This is a genomic window from Pseudomonas xantholysinigenes, from assembly GCF_014268885.2.
Lineage (GTDB): Bacteria > Pseudomonadota > Gammaproteobacteria > Pseudomonadales > Pseudomonadaceae > Aquipseudomonas > Aquipseudomonas xantholysinigenes.
The window spans coordinates 4,937,486-4,958,614 of sequence record NZ_CP077095.1; the positions used below are offsets into that span (position 1 = coordinate 4,937,486).

General features: G+C 64.6%; 21 protein-coding genes. 14 read left to right on the top strand and 7 right to left on the bottom strand.

All coding sequences use genetic code 11. The features are described from left to right. Positions 1-5: 5 nt before the first annotated feature. The 3 genes from HU772_RS22040 to cycA all read left to right on the top strand — a co-directional run bounded on the left by HU772_RS22040 (position 6) and on the right by cycA (position 5,150). Positions 6-2,066, top strand: a complete 2,061-nt coding sequence (locus tag HU772_RS22040; protein WP_186660731.1) for a TonB-dependent copper receptor — start codon at positions 6-8, stop codon at positions 2,064-2,066. A 58-nt stretch (positions 2,067-2,124) separates the two neighbouring features. Continuing rightward, complete coding sequence (locus HU772_RS22045) at positions 2,125-3,492, top strand: PepSY-associated TM helix domain-containing protein (protein ID WP_186660733.1); 1,368 nt, start codon at positions 2,125-2,127, stop codon at positions 3,490-3,492. A gap of 242 nt (positions 3,493-3,734) precedes the next feature. Next, positions 3,735-5,150, top strand: coding sequence for a D-serine/D-alanine/glycine transporter (cycA, locus tag HU772_RS22050; RefSeq protein ID WP_186660735.1), 1,416 nt, complete (start codon positions 3,735-3,737; stop codon positions 5,148-5,150). A gap of 132 nt (positions 5,151-5,282) precedes the next feature. On the opposite strand, the gene HU772_RS22055 is transcribed toward cycA, so the two are convergent. Next, positions 5,283-5,582 carry a hypothetical protein gene (locus tag HU772_RS22055; protein ID WP_186660737.1) on the bottom strand — a complete coding sequence of 100 codons (300 nt, stop codon included), beginning with the start codon at positions 5,580-5,582 and terminating at the stop codon, positions 5,283-5,285. A 518-nt stretch (positions 5,583-6,100) separates the two neighbouring features. On the opposite strand from HU772_RS22055, the gene urtA reads away from it, so the two are divergent. The 7 genes from urtA (at position 6,101) to HU772_RS22090 (ending at position 12,847) form a co-directional block, all read left to right on the top strand. Continuing rightward, the gene (urtA, locus tag HU772_RS22060) at positions 6,101-7,366 is read left to right on the top strand and encodes an urea ABC transporter substrate-binding protein (RefSeq protein WP_186660738.1); all 1,266 of its coding nucleotides are present in this window, start codon (positions 6,101-6,103) and stop codon (positions 7,364-7,366) included. A 138-nt stretch (positions 7,367-7,504) separates the two neighbouring features. After that, positions 7,505-8,992: an urea ABC transporter permease subunit UrtB gene (urtB, locus tag HU772_RS22065; protein ID WP_186660739.1), complete on the top strand. Its 1,488-nt coding sequence runs from the start codon at positions 7,505-7,507 to the stop codon at positions 8,990-8,992. Beyond that, positions 8,992-10,071, top strand: a complete 1,080-nt coding sequence (gene urtC, locus HU772_RS22070; protein WP_186660740.1) for an urea ABC transporter permease subunit UrtC — start codon at positions 8,992-8,994, stop codon at positions 10,069-10,071. Before urtB ends, urtC begins: the two co-directional genes overlap by 1 nt. Continuing rightward, a complete protein-coding gene (gene urtD, locus HU772_RS22075) occupies positions 10,068-10,925 on the top strand; it encodes an urea ABC transporter ATP-binding protein UrtD (protein ID WP_186660741.1) in 858 nt (285 codons plus the stop codon). Before urtC ends, urtD begins: the two co-directional genes overlap by 4 nt. A 128-nt stretch (positions 10,926-11,053) precedes the next feature. Next, positions 11,054-11,752: an urea ABC transporter ATP-binding subunit UrtE gene (gene urtE, locus HU772_RS22080; RefSeq protein WP_186660742.1), complete on the top strand. Its 699-nt coding sequence runs from the start codon at positions 11,054-11,056 to the stop codon at positions 11,750-11,752. Positions 11,753-11,783: 31 nt separating this feature from the next. Then, positions 11,784-12,308 carry a GNAT family N-acetyltransferase gene (locus tag HU772_RS22085; RefSeq protein WP_186660743.1) on the top strand — a complete coding sequence of 175 codons (525 nt, stop codon included), beginning with the start codon at positions 11,784-11,786 and terminating at the stop codon, positions 12,306-12,308. Positions 12,309-12,313: 5 nt separating this feature from the next. Beyond that, on the top strand, positions 12,314-12,847 hold the full coding sequence (locus HU772_RS22090; protein ID WP_186660744.1) for a GNAT family N-acetyltransferase: 534 nt from the start codon (positions 12,314-12,316) through the stop codon (positions 12,845-12,847). Positions 12,848-12,977: 130 nt separating this feature from the next. Here HU772_RS22090 and HU772_RS22095 read toward each other — a convergent pair whose 3' ends face one another. Next, complete coding sequence (locus tag HU772_RS22095) at positions 12,978-13,283, bottom strand: chaperone modulator CbpM (protein ID WP_011535907.1); 306 nt, start codon at positions 13,281-13,283, stop codon at positions 12,978-12,980. Positions 13,284-13,285: 2 nt separating this feature from the next. Next, the gene (gene cbpA, locus HU772_RS22100) at positions 13,286-14,245 is read right to left on the bottom strand and encodes a curved DNA-binding protein (RefSeq protein ID WP_186660746.1); all 960 of its coding nucleotides are present in this window, start codon (positions 14,243-14,245) and stop codon (positions 13,286-13,288) included. Between the two features lie 163 nt (positions 14,246-14,408). Here cbpA and HU772_RS22105 point away from each other — a divergent pair, with 163 nt between their 5' ends. Beyond that, positions 14,409-15,674, top strand: a complete 1,266-nt coding sequence (locus HU772_RS22105) for an Hsp70 family protein (protein ID WP_186660748.1) — start codon at positions 14,409-14,411, stop codon at positions 15,672-15,674. Between the two features lie 111 nt (positions 15,675-15,785). Here the strand turns inward: HU772_RS22105 and HU772_RS22110 are convergent, their stop codons facing one another. The 3 genes from HU772_RS22110 to HU772_RS22120 form a co-directional block, all read right to left on the bottom strand. After that, positions 15,786-16,793 (bottom strand): AI-2E family transporter, encoded by a 1,008-nt coding sequence (locus HU772_RS22110; protein ID WP_186660749.1) that lies wholly within the window; start codon positions 16,791-16,793, stop codon positions 15,786-15,788. 70 nt (positions 16,794-16,863) lie between these two features. Next, entirely contained in the window at positions 16,864-17,157 is a 294-nt protein-coding gene (locus HU772_RS22115) for a PsiF family protein (protein ID WP_186660750.1), read from the bottom strand. 63 nt (positions 17,158-17,220) lie between these two features. Continuing rightward, the gene (locus HU772_RS22120; RefSeq protein WP_186660751.1) at positions 17,221-18,009 is read right to left on the bottom strand and encodes an AraC family transcriptional regulator; all 789 of its coding nucleotides are present in this window, start codon (positions 18,007-18,009) and stop codon (positions 17,221-17,223) included. A gap of 203 nt (positions 18,010-18,212) precedes the next feature. Here HU772_RS22120 and HU772_RS22125 point away from each other — a divergent pair, with 203 nt between their 5' ends. Further along, a complete protein-coding gene (locus tag HU772_RS22125) occupies positions 18,213-19,085 on the top strand; it encodes a DMT family transporter (protein ID WP_186660752.1) in 873 nt (290 codons plus the stop codon). A gap of 114 nt (positions 19,086-19,199) precedes the next feature. Here HU772_RS22125 and HU772_RS22130 read toward each other — a convergent pair whose 3' ends face one another. Next, a complete protein-coding gene (locus HU772_RS22130) occupies positions 19,200-20,090 on the bottom strand; it encodes a lipase family alpha/beta hydrolase (protein ID WP_186660789.1) in 891 nt (296 codons plus the stop codon). A 124-nt stretch (positions 20,091-20,214) separates the two neighbouring features. Here HU772_RS22130 and osmE point away from each other — a divergent pair, with 124 nt between their 5' ends. Both osmE and HU772_RS22140 read left to right on the top strand, forming a co-directional pair. Beyond that, positions 20,215-20,556, top strand: a complete 342-nt coding sequence (gene osmE, locus HU772_RS22135; RefSeq protein WP_186660753.1) for an osmotically-inducible lipoprotein OsmE — start codon at positions 20,215-20,217, stop codon at positions 20,554-20,556. Between the two features lie 27 nt (positions 20,557-20,583). Further along, a complete protein-coding gene (locus tag HU772_RS22140) occupies positions 20,584-21,111 on the top strand; it encodes a ferritin-like domain-containing protein (protein ID WP_186660754.1) in 528 nt (175 codons plus the stop codon). Positions 21,112-21,129 lie beyond the last annotated feature (18 nt).

Sequence of the window (21,129 nt, forward strand, 5' to 3'; positions counted from 1 at the left end):
TCATTATGTCCGGCTGCACCCCTGTTTTTGCCCTTTCCCTGCGCGGCACCGTCGCCGTGCTCTGCGGCTCGCTGCTCGCGCCACTGGCCTTGGCCGCCGAAACCGGCCATGACGGCCATGCGCACGACCCGGCCGAGCTGAGCCCGACGGTGATCACCGCCATTGCCCCGAGCTCGCCACTGACCGTGGTCACCAACCCCAAGGATCCGCGCCAGCCTGTACCGGCCAGCGACGGTGGCGACTATCTCAAGACCATCCCCGGCTTCTCGGTGATCCGTGCCGGTGGCACCAACGGTGATCCGGTGCTGCGCGGCATGTTCGGTTCGCGCCTGAACATCCTCACCAATGGCGGAGTGATGCTTGGCGCCTGCCCGAGCCGCATGGACGCGCCAACCTCGTACATCTCGCCAGAAACCTACGACCGCCTCACCGTGATCAAGGGCCCGCAAAGCGTGATCTGGGGCCCCGGTGGCTCCGCCGGCACCATCCTCTTCGAACGTGACCCGGAGAAATTCGGCGAGCTCGGCAGCCGGGTCAACGGCAGCGTGCTGGCCGGTTCCAATGGCCGTTTCGACAAGGTGCTCGACGCCGCGGCCGGCAACCAGCTCGGTTATGTGCGCTTCATCGGCAACCAGTCGCACTCGGACGACTTAGAGGACGGCAACGGCAACACCGTGCCGTCGCGCTGGGACAAGTGGAACGGCGATGTCACGCTTGGCTGGACCCCGGACGCCGACACCCTGCTCGAACTGACCGCCGGCAAGGGCGACGGCGAAGCCCGCTCCGCCGGACGCGGCATGGACGGCTCGCAGTTCAAGCGCGAGAGCCTGGGGCTGCGTTTCGAGAAATCCAACATCGGCGAGGTGCTCGACAAGGTCGAGGCGCAGGTCTACTACAACTACGCCGATCATGTGATGGACAACTACACCCTGCGTTCGCCCGGCATGATGGCCATGGTCAGCAATGTCGACCGCCGTACCCTGGGTGCGCGGATCAAGGCCACCTGGCGCTGGGCCGATATGCAGTTGATCAGCGGCATCGACGCGCAGACCAACGAACACCGCAAGCGCGGCGGCATGGGCATCGACGCCTACAAGGGCAAGCCCCGGGACAAGGACGCCGACTTCCATAACTACGGCGTGTTCGGCGAGTTGACCTGGTACGCCACCGGCGAGGACCGGTTGATCACCGGCGCGCGCCTGGACCGCGCCTCGGCCCGCGATTTCCGCACAGGCATCGCCACCAGCGGCGACACTCGCGCCGACACCCTGCCCAGCGGCTTCGTGCGCTACGAGCACGACCTGGCGGCGGTGCCCGCCACCACCTACATCGGCCTGGGCCACACCCAGCGCTTCCCGGACTACTGGGAGCTGTTCTCGCCGACCCTGGCCCCGACCGGTTCGGTGAATGCCTTCGACGGCATCAAGCCAGAAAAGACCACCCAGCTCGACTTCGGCATCCAGTACCGCGACGAGCGCCTGGAAGCCTGGGCCTCGGGTTACGTCGGGCAGATCCGTGACTACATCCTGTTCGACTATGTGCCGGGCAAAGGCGGCATGGGCAGCAAGTTGGTGTCCCAGGCGCAGAACATCGACGCGCGCATCATGGGTGGCGAACTGGGCGCGGCCTACAAGCTGACCGAGAACTGGAAGGCCGATGCCACCCTGGCCTACGCCTGGGGCAAGAACAGCAGCGACGGCAAGGCCCTGCCACAGATGCCACCGCTGGAAAGCCGCCTGGGCCTGACCTACAGCCGTGATGTCTGGAGCGTCGGTGCCCTGTGGCGCCTGGTCGCCGAGCAGAACCGCATCGCCAAGAACCAGGGCAACGTGGTCGGCAAGGACTACGACACAAGCTCAGGCTTCGGCGTGTTCTCGCTCAACGGTGCCTACAAGATCAACAAAAACTTCAAGCTCAGCGCCGGCGTCGACAACCTGTTCGACAAGGCCTACGCCGAGCACCTGAACCTGGCGGGGAATGCCGGGTTCGGCTACCCGGCCAGCGCCACGGAACCGGTGAACGAGCCAGGCAGGACCTTCTGGACCAAGGTCGACTTCAGCTTCTGACAACAACAAACGGGCGCGGGACCTGACCGCGCCCACTTAAGGTCTTCGGGAGGCTCCCATGAGCAAACCAAACGTTTCCTTCTACAACCTTGCGTGGCGCTGGCATTTCTATGCCGGGCTGTTCGTGGCGCCGTTCATGATCCTGCTGGCGATCACCGGGATCATCTACCTGTTCAAGCCACAACTCGACCCACTGATGTACCGCGAGCTGATGGTGGTCGAGGCCGGCCATCACCGGCAAAGCGCCGATTCCCTGCTGGCCAACGTACGCCAGGCTTATCCACAGGGCCATGTCGGCCAGTACCTGCCGCCGCTGAACGCCGAGCGCAGCGCGCAGTTCGTCGTGCACGATAGCGGTCGTGAGCTGAACGTCTTCATCGACCCGTACAGCGGCAAGGTACTGGGCGCGCAGGACGGCAAGCAGAACCTGCAGGCCATCGCCCGGGCCCTGCATGGCGAGCTGATGGTCGGCACGGTCGGCGACCGGCTGGTGGAACTGGCGGCGGGCTGGGGCATCGTCCTTGTCGTGTCCGGCCTCTATCTGTGGTGGCCACGTGGGCGCAGCAGCGCCGGGGTGCTGTGGCCACGCTTGAGCGCGCGCGGCCGGGTGCTGTGGCGCGACCTGCATGCTGTTACCGGGTTCTGGGGTTCGGCATTGCTGCTGTTGATGCTGATCAGCGGCATGACCTGGACCGGGCTGTGGGGCAAGCAATATGCCGATCTGTGGAACCGTTTCCCGGCGGCGATGTGGAACGACGTGCCCAAGTCCGATAAAGAAGCGCGCGACCTCAACAGCGCCCATCGCCAGACCGTGCCCTGGGCCATGGAGAACACCCCGATGCCGGTGTCCGGCGCCCATGCCGAGCATGCCGGGCATCACATGATGGATCATGCTCCCGCCGCGCCACAGGTCAGCCTGCAACAGGTCGAGGATATCGCCACCCTGCGCAAGGTCGAGCCGGGTTACAGCATCACCCTGCCAACCAGTGCCGACGGCGTATTCACTGTCGCGGTGTTCGCCGACGATCCGCGCAACGACGCCACCCTGCATGTGGACCAGTACACCGGGCAGGTGCTGGCCGATGTACGCTGGCAGGACTACAGCCCGGTGGCTCGCGCCACGGAGCTGGGGGTGATGCTGCACGAAGGGAAGATGTTCGGGCCGTTGAACCAGATCGTCATCCTGCTGGTGTGCCTGATGATCCTACTGGGCTCGGTGAGCGGGCTGGTGATGTGGTGGAAGCGCAAGCCCACTGGTGGACTAGGGGTACCGCCGCTGCGTCATGACCTGCCGCGCTGGAAGATGGCGGTGGGGGTAATGGTGGTACTGGGCGTTGCCTTCCCGCTGGTGGGGTTGTCCATGGTGGTGATGTGGGTGGTCGACAGCCTGGTGGTGCGGCGCCGCAGGATCATGGCCCAAGCCTGATTCCGCGCCGGCTTCTTCGCGGGTAAACCCGCTCCCACAGGTTCTGCGGCGCTCTCGGAACCTGTGGGAGCGGGTTTACCCGCGAAGAGGCCGGCACAAACAACCATTGATTCCCGTCATGTCGCCGCCCCCGCTGCACCGCCAAGATCGTGCCGATCTGCCACACCCGCGATCGGAACGCGACGTGATAGCCTACTCGGCTTTCGCTCACAAAAAGACTGACCCTCAATGGAATGCAGCCTATGACCCGGACCTCCCAGACACCCTCTGAAGAGCAGCACCTGCAACGCAACCTGACCAACCGCCACATCCAGCTCATCGCCATCGGCGGCGCCATCGGTACCGGCCTGTTCATGGGCTCGGGCAAGACCATCAGCCTGGCCGGCCCGTCGATCATCTTCGTCTACATGATCATCGGCTTCATGCTGTTCTTCGTCATGCGCGCCATGGGCGAGCTGCTGCTGTCGAACCTCAACTACAAGTCGTTCATCGACTTCTCCGCCGACCTGCTCGGCCCCTGGGCCGGCTACTTCACCGGCTGGACCTACTGGTTCTGCTGGGTGGTCACCGGCATCGCCGACGTGGTGGCGATCGCCGCCTATACGCAGTTCTGGTTCCCCGACCTTCCGCAGTGGATACCGGCGCTGAGCTGCGTGGCCCTGCTGCTGTCGCTGAACCTGGTGACGGTGAAGATGTTCGGCGAAATGGAATTCTGGTTCGCCCTGATCAAGATCATTGCCATCATGGGCCTGGTCGCCACCGGCCTGTACATGGTCATCACCGGCTTCCAATCACCGAGCGGCCATACCGCCACCCTGGCCAACCTGTGGAATGACGGCGGCATGTTCCCCAACGGCATGCTGGGCTTCTTCGCCGGCTTCCAGATCGCCGTGTTCGCCTTCGTCGGTATCGAACTGGTGGGCACCACCGCCGCCGAGGCGAAGAACCCCGAGCGCACCCTGCCGCGGGCGATCAACTCGATCCCGGTGCGCATCATCGTGTTCTACGTGCTGGCGCTGATCGCAATCATGGCGGTGACCCCATGGCGCGACGTGGTGCCGGGCAAGAGCCCGTTCGTCGAGCTGTTCGTGCTGGCCGGCCTGCCAGCGGCGGCGAGCATCATCAACTTCGTGGTGCTGACCTCGGCGGCCTCGTCGGCCAACAGCGGCGTGTTCTCCACCAGCCGCATGCTGTTCGGCCTGGCCCAGGAAGGCGACGCGCCCAAGGCATTCGAGAAACTGTCGAGCCGCTCGGTGCCGGCCAACGGCCTGTTCTTCTCCTGCGCCTGCCTGCTGCTGGGCGCGGTGCTGATCTACCTGGTGCCGAACGTGATCGAGGCGTTCACCCTGGTGACCACCGTGTCGGCGGTATTGTTCATGTTCGTCTGGACGCTGATCCTGCTGTCGTACCTGAGCTACCGCAAACAGCGCGCGGCGCTGCATGCGCAATCCACCTACAAGATGCCCGGCGGGCGCTTCATGTGCTACGTGTGCCTGGTGTTCTTCGCCGGCATCCTGGTGCTGTTGAGCCTGGAGGCCGATACGCGCTCGGCGCTGGTGGTGACGCCAATCTGGTTTGTGATCCTGGCGGTGACCTATCAGTTTGTGCGTAGCAGGCGCCAGCCGCGTGCGGCGGTGCGTGAAGCGTCTAACAACTGATCCGGCCAATGGGGCCGCTGCGCGGCCCTTTCGCGACACAAGGCCGCTCCTACAGGAGATCGCGTTCCCCTGTAGGAGCGGCCTTGTGTCGCGAAAGGGCTGCGCAGCAGCCCCAGGATTTTCAGCCAGGCACTAAGCCTGCTCCAATCCCTCGAGCACCGCCTCGGCCAGCGCCATGCCTTTCTCCAGCGAGTTCTCCGTCGCCGTCAGCAAACTGCGCAATGGCTCCCCCGCCTTCTCCAGCGCTGCGGCATTGGTTTCATACGCCGCCTTCAACGCCGCCACAGCGCACACCAGCGCATCCTCGCTATCAACGCCAGCACGTACCGAGAGAATCGGATCATGGGCGTGATTGCAGGTGCCAAAGTGGGAACAAGCGGTGACAGGACGTGATTTGCGGGGACTGTGGTTGACCAGCGATTCCTGGTTCATGGCTGCACCTCTCGATGAAAGGTGGCGATCTCGACAAATGCGAACGGTGGATCTGGAACGATCTTCTTGAGCATGGTGCATCTCCTTGCAGCTCTCTCTTTTAGAAGCTCCGCGCCCATACGCCAGGATGGGTGGACGAAGCCGTGCGGGTTGGCGTGCCGGCAGAGAGAACCGGTGAGCCCGAAGGCTCCCACACACGGCTCCGCCCATAACGGGTGCAGCCATGCAGAACACAATCGCGAAGTGCGTCAGTGCTCGATCTCTCTGAAAACGGGACGCCAATCCCGAACCGCAGAAACTACTGCGGTGCGGCACGGTACTCAAGTACCGCTTATGTGTCAAAAGTGTTCATCGCCCCCGACCCAATCCTGTGCAAGCCCAACCTGCAAGCACCACCCTGGCCCCACCTCGCGCCCCGATTCGTCGCACAACCGCTCTACCACGCACCTTCCATCGCTCGGCACAGCCTTTGCAATCTCCGATCTGGCCAACACCCACCATCACATCGGAGTGAGCACATGAAGCGACGCAGTCTGATCAAGGCCTTCACCCTCAGCGCATCGATCGCCGCGATGGGCCTGAGCTGGAGCATCCAGGCCGCCGAAACCATCAAGGTCGGCATCCTGCATTCGCTGTCGGGGACCATGGCGATTTCCGAGACGTCGCTCAAGGACATGGCGCTGATGACCATCGACGAGATCAACGCCAAGGGCGGGGTCAACGGCAAGATGCTGGAACCGGTGGTGGTCGACCCGGCATCCAACTGGCCGCTGTTCGCCGAGAAGAGCCGCCAGTTGCTGACCCAGGACAAAGTGGCGGTGGTGTTCGGCTGCTGGACTTCGGTGTCGCGCAAGTCGGTGCTGCCGGTGTTCGAGGAGCTTAACGGCCTGCTGTTCTACCCGGTGCAGTACGAAGGCGAAGAGATGTCGCCGAACGTCTTCTACACGGGTGCGGCGCCCAACCAGCAGGCGATCCCGGCCGTCGAATACCTGATGAGCGAGGACGGCGGCAGCGCCAAGCGCTTCTTCCTGCTGGGCACAGACTACGTCTATCCGCGCACCACCAACAAGATCCTGCGCGCCTTCCTGCACAGCAAGGGCGTGGCCGACAAGGACATCGAAGAGGTGTACACGCCGTTCGGCCACGCCGATTACCAGACCATCGTCGCTAACATCAAGAAGTTCTCCGCCGGGGGCAAGACAGCGGTCATCTCGACGGTCAATGGCGACTCCAACGTGCCGTTCTACAAGGAGCTGGCCAACCAGGGCCTGAAGGCCACCGAAGTGCCGGTGGTGGCGTTCTCGGTGGGCGAAGAAGAGCTGCGCGGCATCGACACCAAACCGCTGGTGGGGCACCTGGCGGCGTGGAACTACTTCGAGTCGGTGGATAACCCAGTGAACCAGAAGTTCGTCGCCGACTGGAAGGCCTACGCCAAGGCCAAGAACCTGCCAGGTGCCGACAAGGCGGTGACCAACGACCCGATGGAGGCCACTTACGTGGGCATTCACATGTGGGCGCAGGCGGTGCAGAAGGCCGGCAGCACCGATGTGGACAAGGTGCGCGAGGCGCTGGCCGGGCAGAGCTTCAAAGCGCCGTCGGGCTTCACCCTGACCATGGACAAGAGCAACCACCACCTGCACAAGCCGGTGATGATCGGCGAGATCCAGGATGACGGGCAGTTCAGCGTGGTGTGGCAGACCGAAGAGCCGTTGCGGGCGCAGCCTTGGAGCCCGTTCATTCCGGGCAATGACAAGCGGCCTGACTATGCGGTGAAAAGTAACTGAGTGCATGGGGCCGCGCTGCGGCCCATTCGCGGGTAAACCCGCTCCCACAGGGACCGCACAGGTTTCAGACCTTGCACCCTACCTGTGGGAGCGGGTTTACCCGCGAAGAATCCACCGTCGATTTCCAGGATTACTCGCATGCTCAGACTCCTGCTCACCCTCCTCCTACTTCTGCCCCTGGCATCCAAAGCCAGCGAGGGCGAGTTCTTCCTCAGCGCCAAGCCCGCCGAACAGGCCAACCTACTCGAAACCTGGGCCGCACAACCCGACGCCGCCCGCCTGCCGCTGCTGGACAACCTGCGCCAAGGCCGCATCGCCGAAAACGACACCCGCAAGCTACGCCTGAACAACCGCCTGCGCGGCCTGATCGACAACGCCCTGGCCAGCCATCAGCTGCTCAGCGACCAAGCCAACGTACGCCTGGCCGCCGCCCAGCAATTGCAGAAAACCGCGCAACCCGCGCAGATGGCCTTCCTCGACCGGCGCTTCGCCAGCGAACCGGACGCCGCCGTGCACGCAGCCCTAGGCCTGGCCCTGGCCAACCTGCAACTGGGCGCCAGCGAGCCTGCAGTACGCCTGGCCGCCGTGCGCCTGCTCGGCGAAACCGGCGACCCGCTGGCCCGCACCCGCCTCGAAGCGCTGCTGCAACCCGACGCAGAAAGCGACCCAGGCGTGCGCACCGCCGCCAAGACCAGCCTGGCCCAGGTCAAGCGCAAGCTGCTGGTCGGCGAACTGCTCGGCCAGGCCTTCAGCGGCCTGTCGCTGGGTTCGATTCTGCTGCTGGCGGCGCTGGGCCTGGCGATCACCTTCGGCCTGCTCGGGGTGATCAACATGGCCCACGGCGAGATGCTGATGCTCGGCGCCTACAGCACCTACATGGTCCAGGTGCTGCTGCAGCGCTACGCCCCCGGCGCCATCGAGTTCTACCCGTTGATCGCCCTGCCGGTGGCGTTCGCGGTCAGCGCCGGGGTCGGCATGGCCCTGGAGCGCACAGTGATCCGCCACCTCTACGGCCGCCCGCTGGAAACCCTGCTGGCGACCTGGGGCATCAGCCTGATCCTGATCCAGGCCATCCGCCTGCTGTTCGGCGCGCAGAACGTCGAGGTCAGCAACCCGGCCTGGCTGTCCGGCGGCATCCAGGTACTGCCCAACCTGGTGCTGCCCTACAACCGCCTGGTGATCATCGGCTTCGCCCTGGCGGTGGTGCTGCTCACCTGGCTGCTGCTCAACCGCACGCGGCTGGGCCTGAACGTGCGCGCGGTGACTCAGAACCGCAACATGGCGGCCTGCTGCGGGGTGTCCACCGGGCGGGTCGACATGCTCGCCTTCGGCCTCGGTTCCGGCATCGCCGGGCTGGGCGGGGTGGCCCTGAGCCAGGTCGGCAACGTCGGCCCGGACCTGGGCCAGAGCTACATCATCGATTCGTTCCTGGTGGTGGTGCTCGGCGGCGTCGGCCAGCTGGCTGGTAGCCTGTGGGCGGCCTTCGGCCTGGGCATCGCCAACAAACTGCTGGAGCCGCAGATCGGTGCGGTGCTGGGCAAGATCCTCATCCTTGCGTTGATCATTCTGTTCATCCAGAAGCGCCCGCAAGGCCTGTTCGCCCTCAAGGGACGGGTAATCGACTGATGAACCAGCCACTGCTTGTCACTGCTGCGCAAAAGGCCGGGCCACGGCTGTCGCTGGCCATCGGCGCGGTCGTCGTCCTGCTGCTGGTGGCCCTGGCGCTGCTGTCGCTGCTGCCGATGGACCACCCGCTGCAAGTCTCGGCGTACACCCTGACCCTGGTCGGCAAGATCCTCTGCTACGCCATCGTCGCCCTGGCCCTGGACCTGGTCTGGGGCTATGCCGGGCTGCTGTCGCTGGGCCATGGCCTGTTCTTCGCCCTGGGCGGCTACGCCATGGGCATGTACCTGATGCGCCAGGCGGCCGGCGACGGCCTGCCGGGGTTCATGACCTTCCTGTCGTGGAGCGAGCTGCCCTGGTACTGGGCCGGCACCCAGCACTTCGCCTGGGCGCTGTGCCTGGTGGTGCTGGCGCCGGGGCTGCTGGCGCTGGTGTTCGGCTTCTTCGCCTTCCGCTCGCGGATCAAGGGCGTGTACTTCTCGATCATGACCCAGGCCCTGACCTTCGCCGGCATGCTGCTGTTCTTCCGCAACGAAACGGGCTTTGGTGGCAACAACGGCTTCACCAATTTCCGCACCATCCTCGGTTTCGACATCACCGCCCAGGGCACCCGGGCCGTGCTGTTCCTGCTCACGGTGGGCCTGCTGCTGGGCAGCCTGTTCCTGTGCTGGCGCCTGACCCAGAGCAAGTTCGGGCGCCTGCTCACCGCCGTGCGCGATGCCGAGAACCGCCTGATGTTCTGCGGCTACGACCCGCGCGGCTTCAAGCTGCTGGTGTGGGTGCTCAGCGCCGTGCTGTGCGGCTTGGCCGGGGCGCTGTACGTGCCGCAGGTGGGCATCATCAACCCCAGCGAGATGTCGCCGACCAACTCCATCGAGGCCGCCGTGTGGGTGGCGCTGGGCGGGCGCGGCACGCTGATCGGACCACTGCTCGGCGCCGGCCTGGTCAATGGCATGAAGAGCTGGTTCACCGTGGCGTTCCCGGAGTTCTGGCTGTTCTTCCTCGGCGCGCTGTTCATCCTCGTCACCCTGTACCTGCCCAAGGGCGTGGTCGGCCTGTTGAAGAAAAGGAGCCAGCCATGAGAAGCGTGCCCCCGGTGCATCCGGAATTCATGCTGGAACCGATCTTCGACCAGATCGGCAGCGGGCGTGAGGCGATCGGCCTGGGCCGGCGCCGCGAGGCCGGGCTCGACACCCGCCACGGCACGGTGCTGAGCCTGGAGGGCATCAGTGTCAGCTTCGATGGCTTCAAGGCGCTCAACGACCTGAACCTGTACATCGGCGTCGGCGAGCTGCGCTGCATCATCGGCCCCAACGGCGCCGGCAAGACCACGATGATGGACGTGATCACCGGCAAGACCCGCCCCGACACGGGCACGGCCTTCTTTGGCGACACCCTCGACCTGACCCGCATGAACGAATGCCAGATCGCCCAGGCCGGGATCGGCCGCAAGTTCCAGAAGCCCACGGTATTCGAGGCGCTGACGGTGTTCGAGAACCTGGAGCTGGCCTTGAAGGCCGACAAGTCGGTGTGGGCCAGCCTGGCCGCGCGCTTGAGTGGCGAGCAACGCCAGCGCATCGACGAGGTGCTGAGCACCCTGCGCCTGCTGCCCCTGGCCCAGCGCCAGGCGGGGCTGTTGTCCCACGGGCAGAAGCAGTTCCTGGAGATCGGCATGCTGCTGGTGCAGGAGCCGAGGTTGCTGCTGCTCGACGAGCCGGTGGCCGGGATGACCGATGCCGAGACCGAGTTCACCGCCGAGCTGTTCCGCTCGTTGGCAGGCAAGCATTCGCTGATGGTGGTGGAGCATGACATGGGGTTTGTGGGCAGCATCGCCGACCATGTGACGGTGCTGCACCAGGGGAGTGTGCTGGCGCAAGGGTCGCTGGCGCAGGTGCAGGAGGATGAGCGGGTGGTCGAGGTGTACCTGGGCCGTTAGACAAGGACACCTGTGCCGGCCTCTTCGCGGGTAAACCCGCTCCCACAGGTACAGCACGGTCCACTGTGGGAGCGGGTTTACCCGCGAAAAGGCCAGCACAGGCAAAGCAGATCTGTCAGGAACTCCATATGCTGAAAATCGAAACCCTGCACCAGTACTACGGCGGCAGCCACATCCTGCGCGGCCTGTCCTTCGAGGCCAAGGTCGGCGAGGTCACCTGCCTGCTGGGCCGCAACGGCGTGGGCAAGACCACCCTGCTGCGCTGCCTGATGGGCCTGCTGCCGGCCCGCGAGGGTCGCGTGGAGTGGGAAGGCAAACCCATCACCACGTTCAAGCCCCAGCAGCGGGTCCAGGCCGGCATCGCCTACGTGCCCCAGGGCCGCGAAATCTTCCCGCGCCTGACCGTCGAGGAAAACCTGCTGATGGGCCTGTCGCGCTTCCCTGCCCGCGAGGCACGGGAAGTGCCGGCCTTCATCTACGAACTGTTCCCGGTGCTGGAGCAGATGAAACAACGCCGTGGCGGGGACCTCTCGGGCGGCCAGCAGCAACAGCTGGCCATCGGCCGCGCCCTGGCCAGCCGCCCGCGCCTGCTGATCCTCGACGAGCCCACCGAAGGCATACAGCCGTCAGTGATCAAAGAGATTGGCGCGGTGATCCGCAAACTGGCCGACCGGGGCGACATGGCCATCCTGCTGGTGGAGCAGTTCTACGACTTCGCCGAGGAGTTGGCCGACCAGTACCTGGTCATGGCCCGCGGCGAGATCGTCCAGCGTGGCCGGGGCGAAAACATGCAGGCCGAAGGTGTGCGCGGCCTGGTTACCATTTAATCTGCAACCACTTCCCTTGCGAGACGCTGTCATGAGTTACCAGATCCGCGACGCCCTGATCGACGACGTGCCGGGCATCCTCGACATCTACAACGACGCCGTGGCCAACACCACGGCGATCTGGAACGAAACCCCCGTGGACCTGGGCAACCGCCTGGCCTGGTTCGAGGCCCGCGCGCAGCAGGGCTACCCTATTTTGGTGGCAGTGGACGACAGCGGCGTGCTGGGCTATGCCTCATTTGGCGACTGGCGGCCGTTCGAAGGCTTCCGGCATACCGTCGAGCACTCGGTGTATGTACATGGCGACCAACGAGGCAAGGGCCTGGGTCCTGTATTGATGGCCGCGCTGATCGAGCGCGCGCGCCACTGCGACAAGCATGTGATGGTCGCGGCCATCGAGAGTGGCAATGCCGCGTCGATCCGCCTGCACGAACGCCTGGGCTTCAGCATCACCGGGCAGATGCCGCAGGTGGGAGTGAAGTTCGGGCGCTGGCTGGACCTGACCTTCATGCAGCTGTACCTGGATGACAACACCCTTCCCCCTTCAAGGACCTGAAGCCGATGAACACCGCCCAACTGCACCGCGTGCCCCACGAAGGCCTGGCGTACTACCGCGACGGCCTGGTGGCCCTTCTGCTCGATGCTGTGCACCAAGGCGCGTCGGTGGGGTTTCTGGCCGATATCGACGAACAGCAGGCCAAGGCCTACTTCGACGAGGTGAAGGCCAAGCTGGCCGGTGGCGAGCAGCTGCTCTGGGTCATTGCCCAGGGGCAGGAGGTGCTGGGCAGCGTGCAACTGGGGTTGTGCCTCAAGCCCAACGGGCTGAACCGGGGCGAGGTGCAGAAGTTGCTGGTGCACAGTGATGCAAGGCGGCGTGGGCTGGGGCAACAGTTGATGAACGCACTAGAGGCCGAAGCGCGGCGGATCGGGCGGGGGATGTTGTTTCTCGATACCGAGGCTGGGTCTGGGGCGGAGGCGTTCTATCGGACGCTGGGGTACAGCAAGGCGGGGGAGATTCCGGATTATGCCTGCGGACCGGGTGGGGTTTATCGGGCGACAGCGCTGTACTTCAAAGTGATCGCGAAAGTCTCGTGAACCTGGGGGCGCTTTGCGCCCCTTTCGCGACACAAGGCCGCTCCTACAGGCGACCGCGATCCCTTGTAGGAGCGGCCTTGTGTCGCGAAAGGGCTGCGCAGCAGCCCCGGGATTTCACAGGTAATACCCGTCACATCTGGGTAAACCTGCCCAACCGCTGCTTCAACATACTGTTCTCGCTACGCAACTGCTGCACCTCTTCCAGCAATTCCAGCGCCAGCGCCACCCCTTCCCACTCCAGCTCCAGCTCCTGATGCAGCTTCACCGCGCGCTTCAAGGTCACCGGCGCGCGATCATCGAACACCCACTCCTCCGGCGTTCGCCCCGAAGGTTCAACAATGCCGTGCTCGACTATCTCGATCACCCAGTCAGCCGATACATCGGCTTCCTGGCACAAGGTACGCATGTCCAGTTGAACGATCAGGGTGCTGCTCATGATCACTTACTCCATTGAGTCCTCGGGTTGAACGCGGCTTTCTCGGAGAGCTGGGTCCACAATGCGCGAGCTGCTTCGTCGGATTGGGCAGGCATCACTACCTTGAGCTGGGCGTACAGGTCGCCGCGCTCGCCCTGCTTGTTCAGCAAGCCCATGCCCTTGACCCGCAGGCGCTGGCCGCTCTGGCTGTCGGGGCGGATGGTCAGGTTGATCTTGCCGGTCAGGGTCGGCACGGCCACCTTGGCGCCGAGCGCCGCTTCCCACGGTGCCAGGGGCACGGTGATGATCAGGTCATGACCTTCGACATCGAACAGCGGGTGCGGTGCCATGCGGATGGTCAGGAACAGGTCGCCATTGGCGCCACCGCCCACACCGGGTGCGCCCTGGCCCTTGAGGCGGATGCGCTCGCCGTCGGTCACCCCAGCGGGGATCTTCACGTTCAGCGTCTTGGTGGTGAAGCCGGTGCGCTGCCCGGCACCGTTGGTCTGCGGCACCTGGAAGCTGATCTGCTTGGATTCCTTGTTCAGGGTCTCTTCGAGGAATACCGCCAGTTCAAGCTCCACGTCCTGCCCCCGCCTGCCGGCACTGCGTTGTTGCCGGCCACCGCCGCCACCGAAGGGGTTGCCACCCCGGGCGCCGAAGATCGAGCTGAAGAAGTCAGAGAAGTCGCCACCCTCGAAGCCGCCGCCAGCGCCGCCGCGCGACTCCCAGCCGGGCGGTGCCTGGAACGGCCGGCCATGCTGGCCGCCATACTTGCGGATCTCGTCGTACTCGGCGCGCTTGTCCTTGTCGCCCAGCACTTCGTAGGCCTCGTTGGCCTCCTTGAATTTGTCCTCGGCGTCACGCTCCTTGCTGACGTCGGGGTGATACTTGCGCGCGAGCTTGCGGTACGCGGCCTTGATCGCCTTCTCGTCCGCGCTCGGTTCGACGCCGAGTATCTTGTAGTAGTCTTTGAAGTCCATCTAGGGGTCACCCGTTCGAATACACGTATTGCCACTGAAGATTGGGGTCAAGCATAGACTTTCAAGGCGCACTTGGTGTTGCGCCATCGCAGACGACCGGTCTTGATTTAGCCGCAGACTGGCATAAACTGCGCGGCCGTTTTGCCTCCGGAAGCTCTCCCCCATGTCTGACGTATCCCCGGCCCGCGCCCTCGGCATCGACTTCGGCACCTCCAACTCCACGGTCGGCTGGCACCGCCCGGGCGTCGAATCGCTGATCGCCCTGGAAGACGGCAAGATCACCCTGCCCTCGGTGGTCTTCTTCAACATCGAGGAACGTCGCCCGGTGTATGGCCGCCTGGCCCTGCACGAATACCTGGAAGGCTACGAAGGCCGCCTGATGCGTTCGCTCAAGAGCCTGCTGGGCTCCAAGCTGATCAAGCACGACACCAGCGTGCTGGGCAGCGCCCTGCCGTTCAAGGACCTGCTGGGCATGTTCATCGGTGAGCTGAAAAAGCGCGCCGAAGCCGCTGCCGGCCGTGAGTTCGACCAGGTGGTGCTGGGCCGTCCGGTGTTCTTCGTCGACGAAGACCCCGCCGCCGACCAGGAGGCCGAGGACACCCTGGCCGATGTAGCACGCAAGATCGGTTTCAAGGACGTGTCGTTCCAGTACGAACCGATCGCCGCGGCGTTCGACTACGAGTCGGGCATCAGCCGTGAAGAGCTGGTTCTGATTGTCGATATCGGCGGTGGTACCTCGGACTTTACGCTGATCCGTCTGTCGCCCGAGCGCCACCTGGTGGCCGAGCGCCAAAGCGATATTCTCGCCACCGGCGGCGTGCACATCGGCGGTACCGACTTCGACAAGCAACTGAGCCTGCAGGGCGTGATGCCGCTGTTCGGCTACGGCAGCCGGATGAAGAGCGGCGCGCTGATGCCCACCAGCTACCACCTCAACCTGGCCACCTGGCACACCATCAACGCCCTTTACTCGCAGAAGTCGCAGTTGGCCCTGGGCAGCATGCGCTACGACATCGAGGACACGCTGGGTATCGACCGCCTGTTCAACCTGATCGAGCAGCGCGCCGGGCACTGGCTGGCGATGGAAGTGGAAGCGAGCAAGATCGAGCTGACCGAGCGCGACAGCCGCCGGATCGACTTTGGCCGCATCGAGCCTGAACTGTCGGCGGAGCTGACCCGGGCGCTGTTCGAAGACGCCATCGATGGTTTGCTGGAGCGAGTGCGCGGCAGCGTGACCGAGTTGCTGGCCAAGGCCGGCGTGAGCGAGGGGCAGGTGGACACGGTGTTCTTCACCGGTGGTTCCAGCGGGATTCCGGCGCTGCGCAACAGCGTGGCGGCGATGCTGCCCAATGCGCGGCATGTGGAAGGCAATATCTTCGGCAGCATCGGCAGCGGCCTGGCGATCGAGGCGCGCAAGCGTTACGGGTGAGCTACAAGCTGCAAGCTCCAAGCTCCAAGCTGGTTAAGGAACGCTTGTAGCTTGTAGCTTGTAGCTTGTAGCTTGCAGCTTGCAGCTTGCAGCTTGCAGCTTGCCGCTGCCTCAAACCAACTCCGCCCGCTTCAGCTCACTCTTCAGATAGGCGTAATAAATCGGTCCCGCCACCACCCCCGGCAGCCCGAACGCCGCCTCGAACACCAGCATCGCCAGCAATAGCTCCCAGGCCTTGGCACTGATCTGCCCGCCGACGATCCTCGCGTTGAGGAAGTACTCGACCTTGTGGATCACGATCAAATACCCCAGCGCCGCCGCCGCCACCCAGATCGACAGCGACATCCCGACGATGGTGATCAGGGTGTTGGACATCAGGTTGCCGATCACCGGCAGCAGCCCGAGCAGGAAGGTCAGCACGATCAGCGTCTTGGTCAGCGGCAGGTGCACGCCGAACAGCGGCAGCACCACAGCCAGGAAGATCCCGGTGAACACGGTGTTGAGCAGCGAGATCTTGATCTGCGCGAAGACGATGTTGCGAAACGCCTGCACCAGCAGGCTCAGGCGCTCGAACAGCGCCGCCGCCAGGGGCTTGCGTCGGGAGATGTCGGGGATGCGCTGCAGGGCGACGATGGCGCCAAGGATCATGCCGATCAGCAGGGTCACGAACATGTGCGCCATACCCTTGCCCACCAGCTGCAGGTCGCTCAGGTGGCTCTTGATCCAGTCACCGATGGCCACCTTGAACTCGGCGGCGCTGGCCGGCAGGTAGGCTTCGATGAACGGCGGCAACTGGCCTCGCGCGCGCTCGACCAGGCCCATGAACTTGTCCAGCGAGGCGCCGGGGTTCTCGGCCTCGTGCAGCAGGAAACTGAAGGCACCGGCGATCAGCAACGTCAGCGTGCTCACCACCAGGGTCCCGAGCAGCGCCACCGCCAGCCAGCGTGCGCGCTGCCCGGCGATCAGCGGTTGCAGGCGCGGGGTAAGCATGTTGACCAGCTCGTAGACCAGCAGGCCGGCCAGCAGGCTCGGCAGCAGCTTTAGCGGCAGCGCCAGCAACAGGCCCGCCATGACGATGATCCAGCTGGCCAGGGTGACCTGGCGGGGAGTGAAAGTCATACAGCCTCAACGGCAGACAGCGGAAAGTCCCGCAGTCTGCCAGCCTTAACGGCAGAGGCATAGGCGCAGGTCATTTCTTCTTCAGGCAGTCACTCATGAAGGTCTTGCGTTCATCGCCCTTGAGCGCCTTGGTGGTGGCGTCGGCGTTGCAGGTCTTCATCTTCTCCTGCTGGGTGGCGGGCTTGGCCGGCTCGGCCTTTTTCAGGCAGGTGCTCATGAACGCCTTGCGTTCGTCACCCTTGAGCGCCTTGGTGGTGGCGTCGGCGTTGCAGGTCTTCATCTTTTCCTGTTGCGCGGTGGCGGCGAATCCTTGCCCGGCGATCAACATGCCCAACACCAGCAGGGGTACGTGCAGCAGCTTCATGGAGTGGTCTCCTTGTTCCCGCGCCCGATGCGCGGTCGTCGAGCTGAGTGTAGACAAGAATTCTTACATCTCCGTGCGGGCGCGGCGCCGGTACTGCTCCGGGGTGCAATGGGCCTGGCGTTGGAACATGGCAATGAAAGCCGAGGCGCTGCTATAGCCGAGGTCGAAGGCGATGGCCTGGATAGGCAGCCCCGCCTCCAGTGCCTCGATGGCCCGCAGGAAGCGCAGGCGCAGGCGCCATTCGCCGAAACTGATCCCCAGCTCTTGCAGAAAGTACCGGGCCAGGGTGCGCTCGCTGACATGCACCTGGGCCGCCCACTCGGCCAGAGCACGGTTGTCGCCAGGCTCGGCATGCAGCGCCTCGAGTACTCGGCGCAGGCCGTCGCTACGAGCATAGGGCAGGTAGCAGGTCTGGGTCGGGGCCAGGTGCAACTGGTCGATCAGTACCTGGACCAGGCGCCGGTCACGCTCGTCCTGGGCGATGTGCAGGTCGCGGCGGGCAAAGTCGCCGAGGATCGCCTTGAGGATGTCGCTGATCACCAGGCTGCAGGGCTGCGTCGGCATTTCGGCGCACAGGCTGCGTTCCAGGTAGACCGAGCGGTAGATGATGGCCTGGGGGTTGTAGCAGCCGTGCTCGGTGTCCGGCGGTACCCAGACGGCGTAGTGCGGCGGCGAGATGAAGCGCTGGCCCTCGACGTCCAGGTGCATCAGGCCATGGGAGGCATAGTTGAGCTGGCCCCAAGGATGGCGGTGCGGCGGGCTGTGGGTGTCGGCGCCGAACTCGTCGTAGCGGAAGTACACCGGCGCGGGGAGCTGGTCGAATTGAGGGATGTCGAGGTACTTGCGGGCCATGCTGTCTGCTTCGCGGGGCTAGTTGTCTGGATAGAAGTATAGAGTTTCATACGGACAACCGATAATACCGAGCCATCAGGGCTGCTGCGCAGCCCTTCGCGGGTAAACCCGCTCCCACAGGATTCGCACTGTCCCTATGGGAGCGGGTTTACCCGCGAAGGGCCGCACAGCGGCCCCATTCTGTCACTGTGAGTACCCGTTGCATGAACTACCTCCTCCCCTTCCTCGCCATCCTCATCTGGGCCGGCAACACCGTGGTCACCAAGATGTCCGCCGGGGCCATCTTCCCCGCCGAGATCGGCTTTTATCGCTGGCTGCTGGCCGGCCTGCTGTTCACTCCTTTCCTGCTGCCCCAGGTCTGGCGCAACCGCGCAGCCATCCGCCCGCACCTGGGCAAGATCTTCGTGCTCGGCGTGCTGGGCATGGCCATCTACCAGAGCCTGGCGTACTTCGCCGCCGCCATCACCAGCGCCACCAACATGGGCATCATCCTCTCGCTGATGCCACTGATGTCGCTGGCCCTGTCCATCGCCTGGCTCGGCCAGCGCCTGACCTATGGCGCGCTGCTGGGCGCGCTGGTGTCGTTCTTCGGCGTGCTAGAGGTGGTCTCGGCCGGTCAACCCGGTGTGCTGCTGCACCAGGGGCTGAACGCCGGCGACCTGATGATGCTGGTGGCTACCTTGGCCTACGCGCTGTACAGCTTCCTGCTGAAGAAATGGCAACTGCGCCTGCCACCGCTGCAGTTGCTGTACCTGCAGGTGCTGGTGGCGATCCTGGTACTGCTGCCGCTGTTCCTGCTGTCGCCGAAGACTGGGCTGACCGGCCACAACATCGGCCTGGTGCTGTATGCCGGCCTGCTGGCCTCGATGGTTGCGCCGCGGGTGTGGATGCAGGCCGTGCACCGCCTGGGGCCAAGCCGCACGACGTTGTTCTTCAACTTGCTGCCAGTGGTCACGGCGGTGATCGCGGCGGTGGTGCTGGATGAGCAGTTGGCCAGTTATCACCTGGTTGGCGGTGTGCTGACGTTGGTCGGCGTGCTGCTGGCTGAGCGCTGGACCACTCCGGTACGTCGTTAGAACGCAGGGAGCGCTGCGCGCTCCTTTCGCGACGCAAGGCCGCTCAGGGGGATTGCGTTCATCTGTAGGAGCGGCCTTGTGTCGCGAAAGGGCTGCGAAGTAGCCCCAGGTTCGTCACAACCCCGCAGCCTTGAGCCGGGCGGCATGTTCAGTGAACAACCGCACCGGCTCGGCCCCCTTGCCCACCGCGCCCAACGATTGGTTGACGATATCCAGGTGATCGAGCGGATAGTCGTCGCCAATCACCTGCCCCAGGTGCGAGCTGAAGCGCCCGACCATGCCGTCGCATTGCCCCTTCTCCCTGACGAAGCTGCGGGCGAACAGCCGGCAAAAACGGTTGCTGCCATCAAAGCGGTTCAGGCCCTGGTCGGTACGCCCAGGCTGCAGGGTTCCGGACCACGAGTAATAGCGCACGCCGTTCACCTCGGGCGGCCCCTCGCCACCCCAAACCTGCGGCAGCCCCTGTGGATAAGCCTGGTTGAACAGCGCCACCCCGGCACTGGTCAGCGACTGGTGCGAAGCATGCACGTCGATCGGCAGCGGATCGCGGCGCCAGCCGGTTTCCAGCCAACCCAGCAATACCGCGAAACCATGCAGCGCCACCTTGAGGATACGCCCCCGGGCTGAGTCGCCTGGCGCCGTGCGCTCAAGATGATCGGCCAGCTCGGAACCATGGTTGGGACCGGCCACCGACGTCACCGACGCCACCCGGTCAGGCCGCTTCGCCGCCGCATAACGGGCACTGAGCGCGCCCTGGCTGTGGCCGATCAGGTTGACCTTGTCGGCCCCTGTGCGCTGGCAGATGTCCTCGATGATGCCCAGCAACTGCTCGCCCCGCACTTCACTGGAATGCAGTGGCGATACCTGCACCGGGAACACCTGCGCGCCGCCCCGGCGCAATGCCGGCACGATGCCGAACCAGTATGGATAAACCAGCGCCCGGACAAAGCCGAGCATGCCCGGCACCAGTACCAGTGGATAACGCGTGGCCAGTTCCCGACTCATCATCCGTGCCCTCATCCGTGAACAGTCCGGCCCACACTACCGTGCGCTCGAAGACACGCGCAATCGAACTCCCGACGCGCCGCGCGGTTCCAAGCAAAACAGACCCTGAGCAAGGAGCGGGACCATGTACACGCGAACCCTGGCCATCCTTCTGGCAAGCGCCACCCTCGCCGCCTGCGGCAGCCGCCCGGAAAACCCGGTGGACTACGTCACCTACCGCGACGAGCCGCTGGTCAAGCAGGTCGAGCACGGCATGACCATGCAGAAGGTCATCGCCATCGGCGGCAGCCCGTCGAACGTCATCGACCTGCCCCACGGTGGCACCTGCAACGACTACATCCTCAACCGCGATGGCCACCAGCAGCCCTACTACGTGCGCTTCGACGCCACCGGCCACGTCGATGCCAAGGGTTTCAAGACCTGCAAGCAACGCCAGCAAGATAGCGACGCCGTGCCCGGCGCCTGACCCCACCCGATGCTTACGGAGATGCACATGAGTGTTGAACTGACCGATGTGAAGACCCTGCGCGAACGTGCCCGCCAGCATGTCGAGCAAGGCGCGGTGACCGAGGGTTACCATGCCGATCGCGAGAAGATCCTGCGCCTGCTCAACGAGTCGCTGGCCACCGAGCTGGTCTGCGTGTTGCGCTACAAGCGTCACTACTTCATGGCCAGCGGCATCAAGGCCAGCGTCGCTGCCGCGGAGTTCCTCGAACACGCCAACCAGGAAGCCGAACACGCCGACAAGCTGGCCGAGCGCATCGTGCAGCTGGGCGGCGAGCCGGACTTCAATCCGGACAACCTGACGAAGAACTCCCACGCCCAGTACGTGGCGGGCAGTTCGTTGAAAGAAATGGTGCTGGAGGACCTGGTGGCCGAGCGCATCGCCATCGACAGCTACCGCGAGATCATCCAGTACATCGGCGACAAGGATCCGACCACCCGGCGCATCTTCGAGGACATCCTGGCGCAGGAAGAAGAGCACGCCGACGATATGTCGGACCTGTTGCAGGGGCTGTAAGTGCAAGGGGCTGCGTTG

What these genes read in the sequence shown, in the direction of transcription:
- HU772_RS22040 (WP_186660731.1), top strand. Translation starts at nt 6, where the DNA reads ATGTCCGGCTGCACCCCTGTTTTTGCCCTTTCCCTGCGCGGCACCGTC.
- HU772_RS22045 (WP_186660733.1), top strand. Translation starts at nt 2,125, where the DNA reads ATGAGCAAACCAAACGTTTCCTTCTACAACCTTGCGTGGCGCTGGCAT.
- cycA (WP_186660735.1), top strand. Translation starts at nt 3,735, where the DNA reads ATGACCCGGACCTCCCAGACACCCTCTGAAGAGCAGCACCTGCAACGC.
- HU772_RS22055 (WP_186660737.1), bottom strand. Translation starts at nt 5,582, where the DNA reads ATGAACCAGGAATCGCTGGTCAACCACAGTCCCCGCAAATCACGTCCT.
- urtA (WP_186660738.1), top strand. Translation starts at nt 6,101, where the DNA reads ATGAAGCGACGCAGTCTGATCAAGGCCTTCACCCTCAGCGCATCGATC.
- urtB (WP_186660739.1), top strand. Translation starts at nt 7,505, where the DNA reads ATGCTCAGACTCCTGCTCACCCTCCTCCTACTTCTGCCCCTGGCATCC.
- urtC (WP_186660740.1), top strand. Translation starts at nt 8,992, where the DNA reads ATGAACCAGCCACTGCTTGTCACTGCTGCGCAAAAGGCCGGGCCACGG.
- urtD (WP_186660741.1), top strand. Translation starts at nt 10,068, where the DNA reads ATGAGAAGCGTGCCCCCGGTGCATCCGGAATTCATGCTGGAACCGATC.
- urtE (WP_186660742.1), top strand. Translation starts at nt 11,054, where the DNA reads ATGCTGAAAATCGAAACCCTGCACCAGTACTACGGCGGCAGCCACATC.
- HU772_RS22085 (WP_186660743.1), top strand. Translation starts at nt 11,784, where the DNA reads ATGAGTTACCAGATCCGCGACGCCCTGATCGACGACGTGCCGGGCATC.
- HU772_RS22090 (WP_186660744.1), top strand. Translation starts at nt 12,314, where the DNA reads ATGAACACCGCCCAACTGCACCGCGTGCCCCACGAAGGCCTGGCGTAC.
- HU772_RS22095 (WP_011535907.1), bottom strand. Translation starts at nt 13,283, where the DNA reads ATGAGCAGCACCCTGATCGTTCAACTGGACATGCGTACCTTGTGCCAG.
- cbpA (WP_186660746.1), bottom strand. Translation starts at nt 14,245, where the DNA reads ATGGACTTCAAAGACTACTACAAGATACTCGGCGTCGAACCGAGCGCG.
- HU772_RS22105 (WP_186660748.1), top strand. Translation starts at nt 14,409, where the DNA reads ATGTCTGACGTATCCCCGGCCCGCGCCCTCGGCATCGACTTCGGCACC.
- HU772_RS22110 (WP_186660749.1), bottom strand. Translation starts at nt 16,793, where the DNA reads ATGACTTTCACTCCCCGCCAGGTCACCCTGGCCAGCTGGATCATCGTC.
- HU772_RS22115 (WP_186660750.1), bottom strand. Translation starts at nt 17,157, where the DNA reads ATGAAGCTGCTGCACGTACCCCTGCTGGTGTTGGGCATGTTGATCGCC.
- HU772_RS22120 (WP_186660751.1), bottom strand. Translation starts at nt 18,009, where the DNA reads ATGGCCCGCAAGTACCTCGACATCCCTCAATTCGACCAGCTCCCCGCG.
- HU772_RS22125 (WP_186660752.1), top strand. Translation starts at nt 18,213, where the DNA reads ATGAACTACCTCCTCCCCTTCCTCGCCATCCTCATCTGGGCCGGCAAC.
- HU772_RS22130 (WP_186660789.1), bottom strand. Translation starts at nt 20,090, where the DNA reads ATGAGTCGGGAACTGGCCACGCGTTATCCACTGGTACTGGTGCCGGGC.
- osmE (WP_186660753.1), top strand. Translation starts at nt 20,215, where the DNA reads ATGTACACGCGAACCCTGGCCATCCTTCTGGCAAGCGCCACCCTCGCC.
- HU772_RS22140 (WP_186660754.1), top strand. Translation starts at nt 20,584, where the DNA reads ATGAGTGTTGAACTGACCGATGTGAAGACCCTGCGCGAACGTGCCCGC.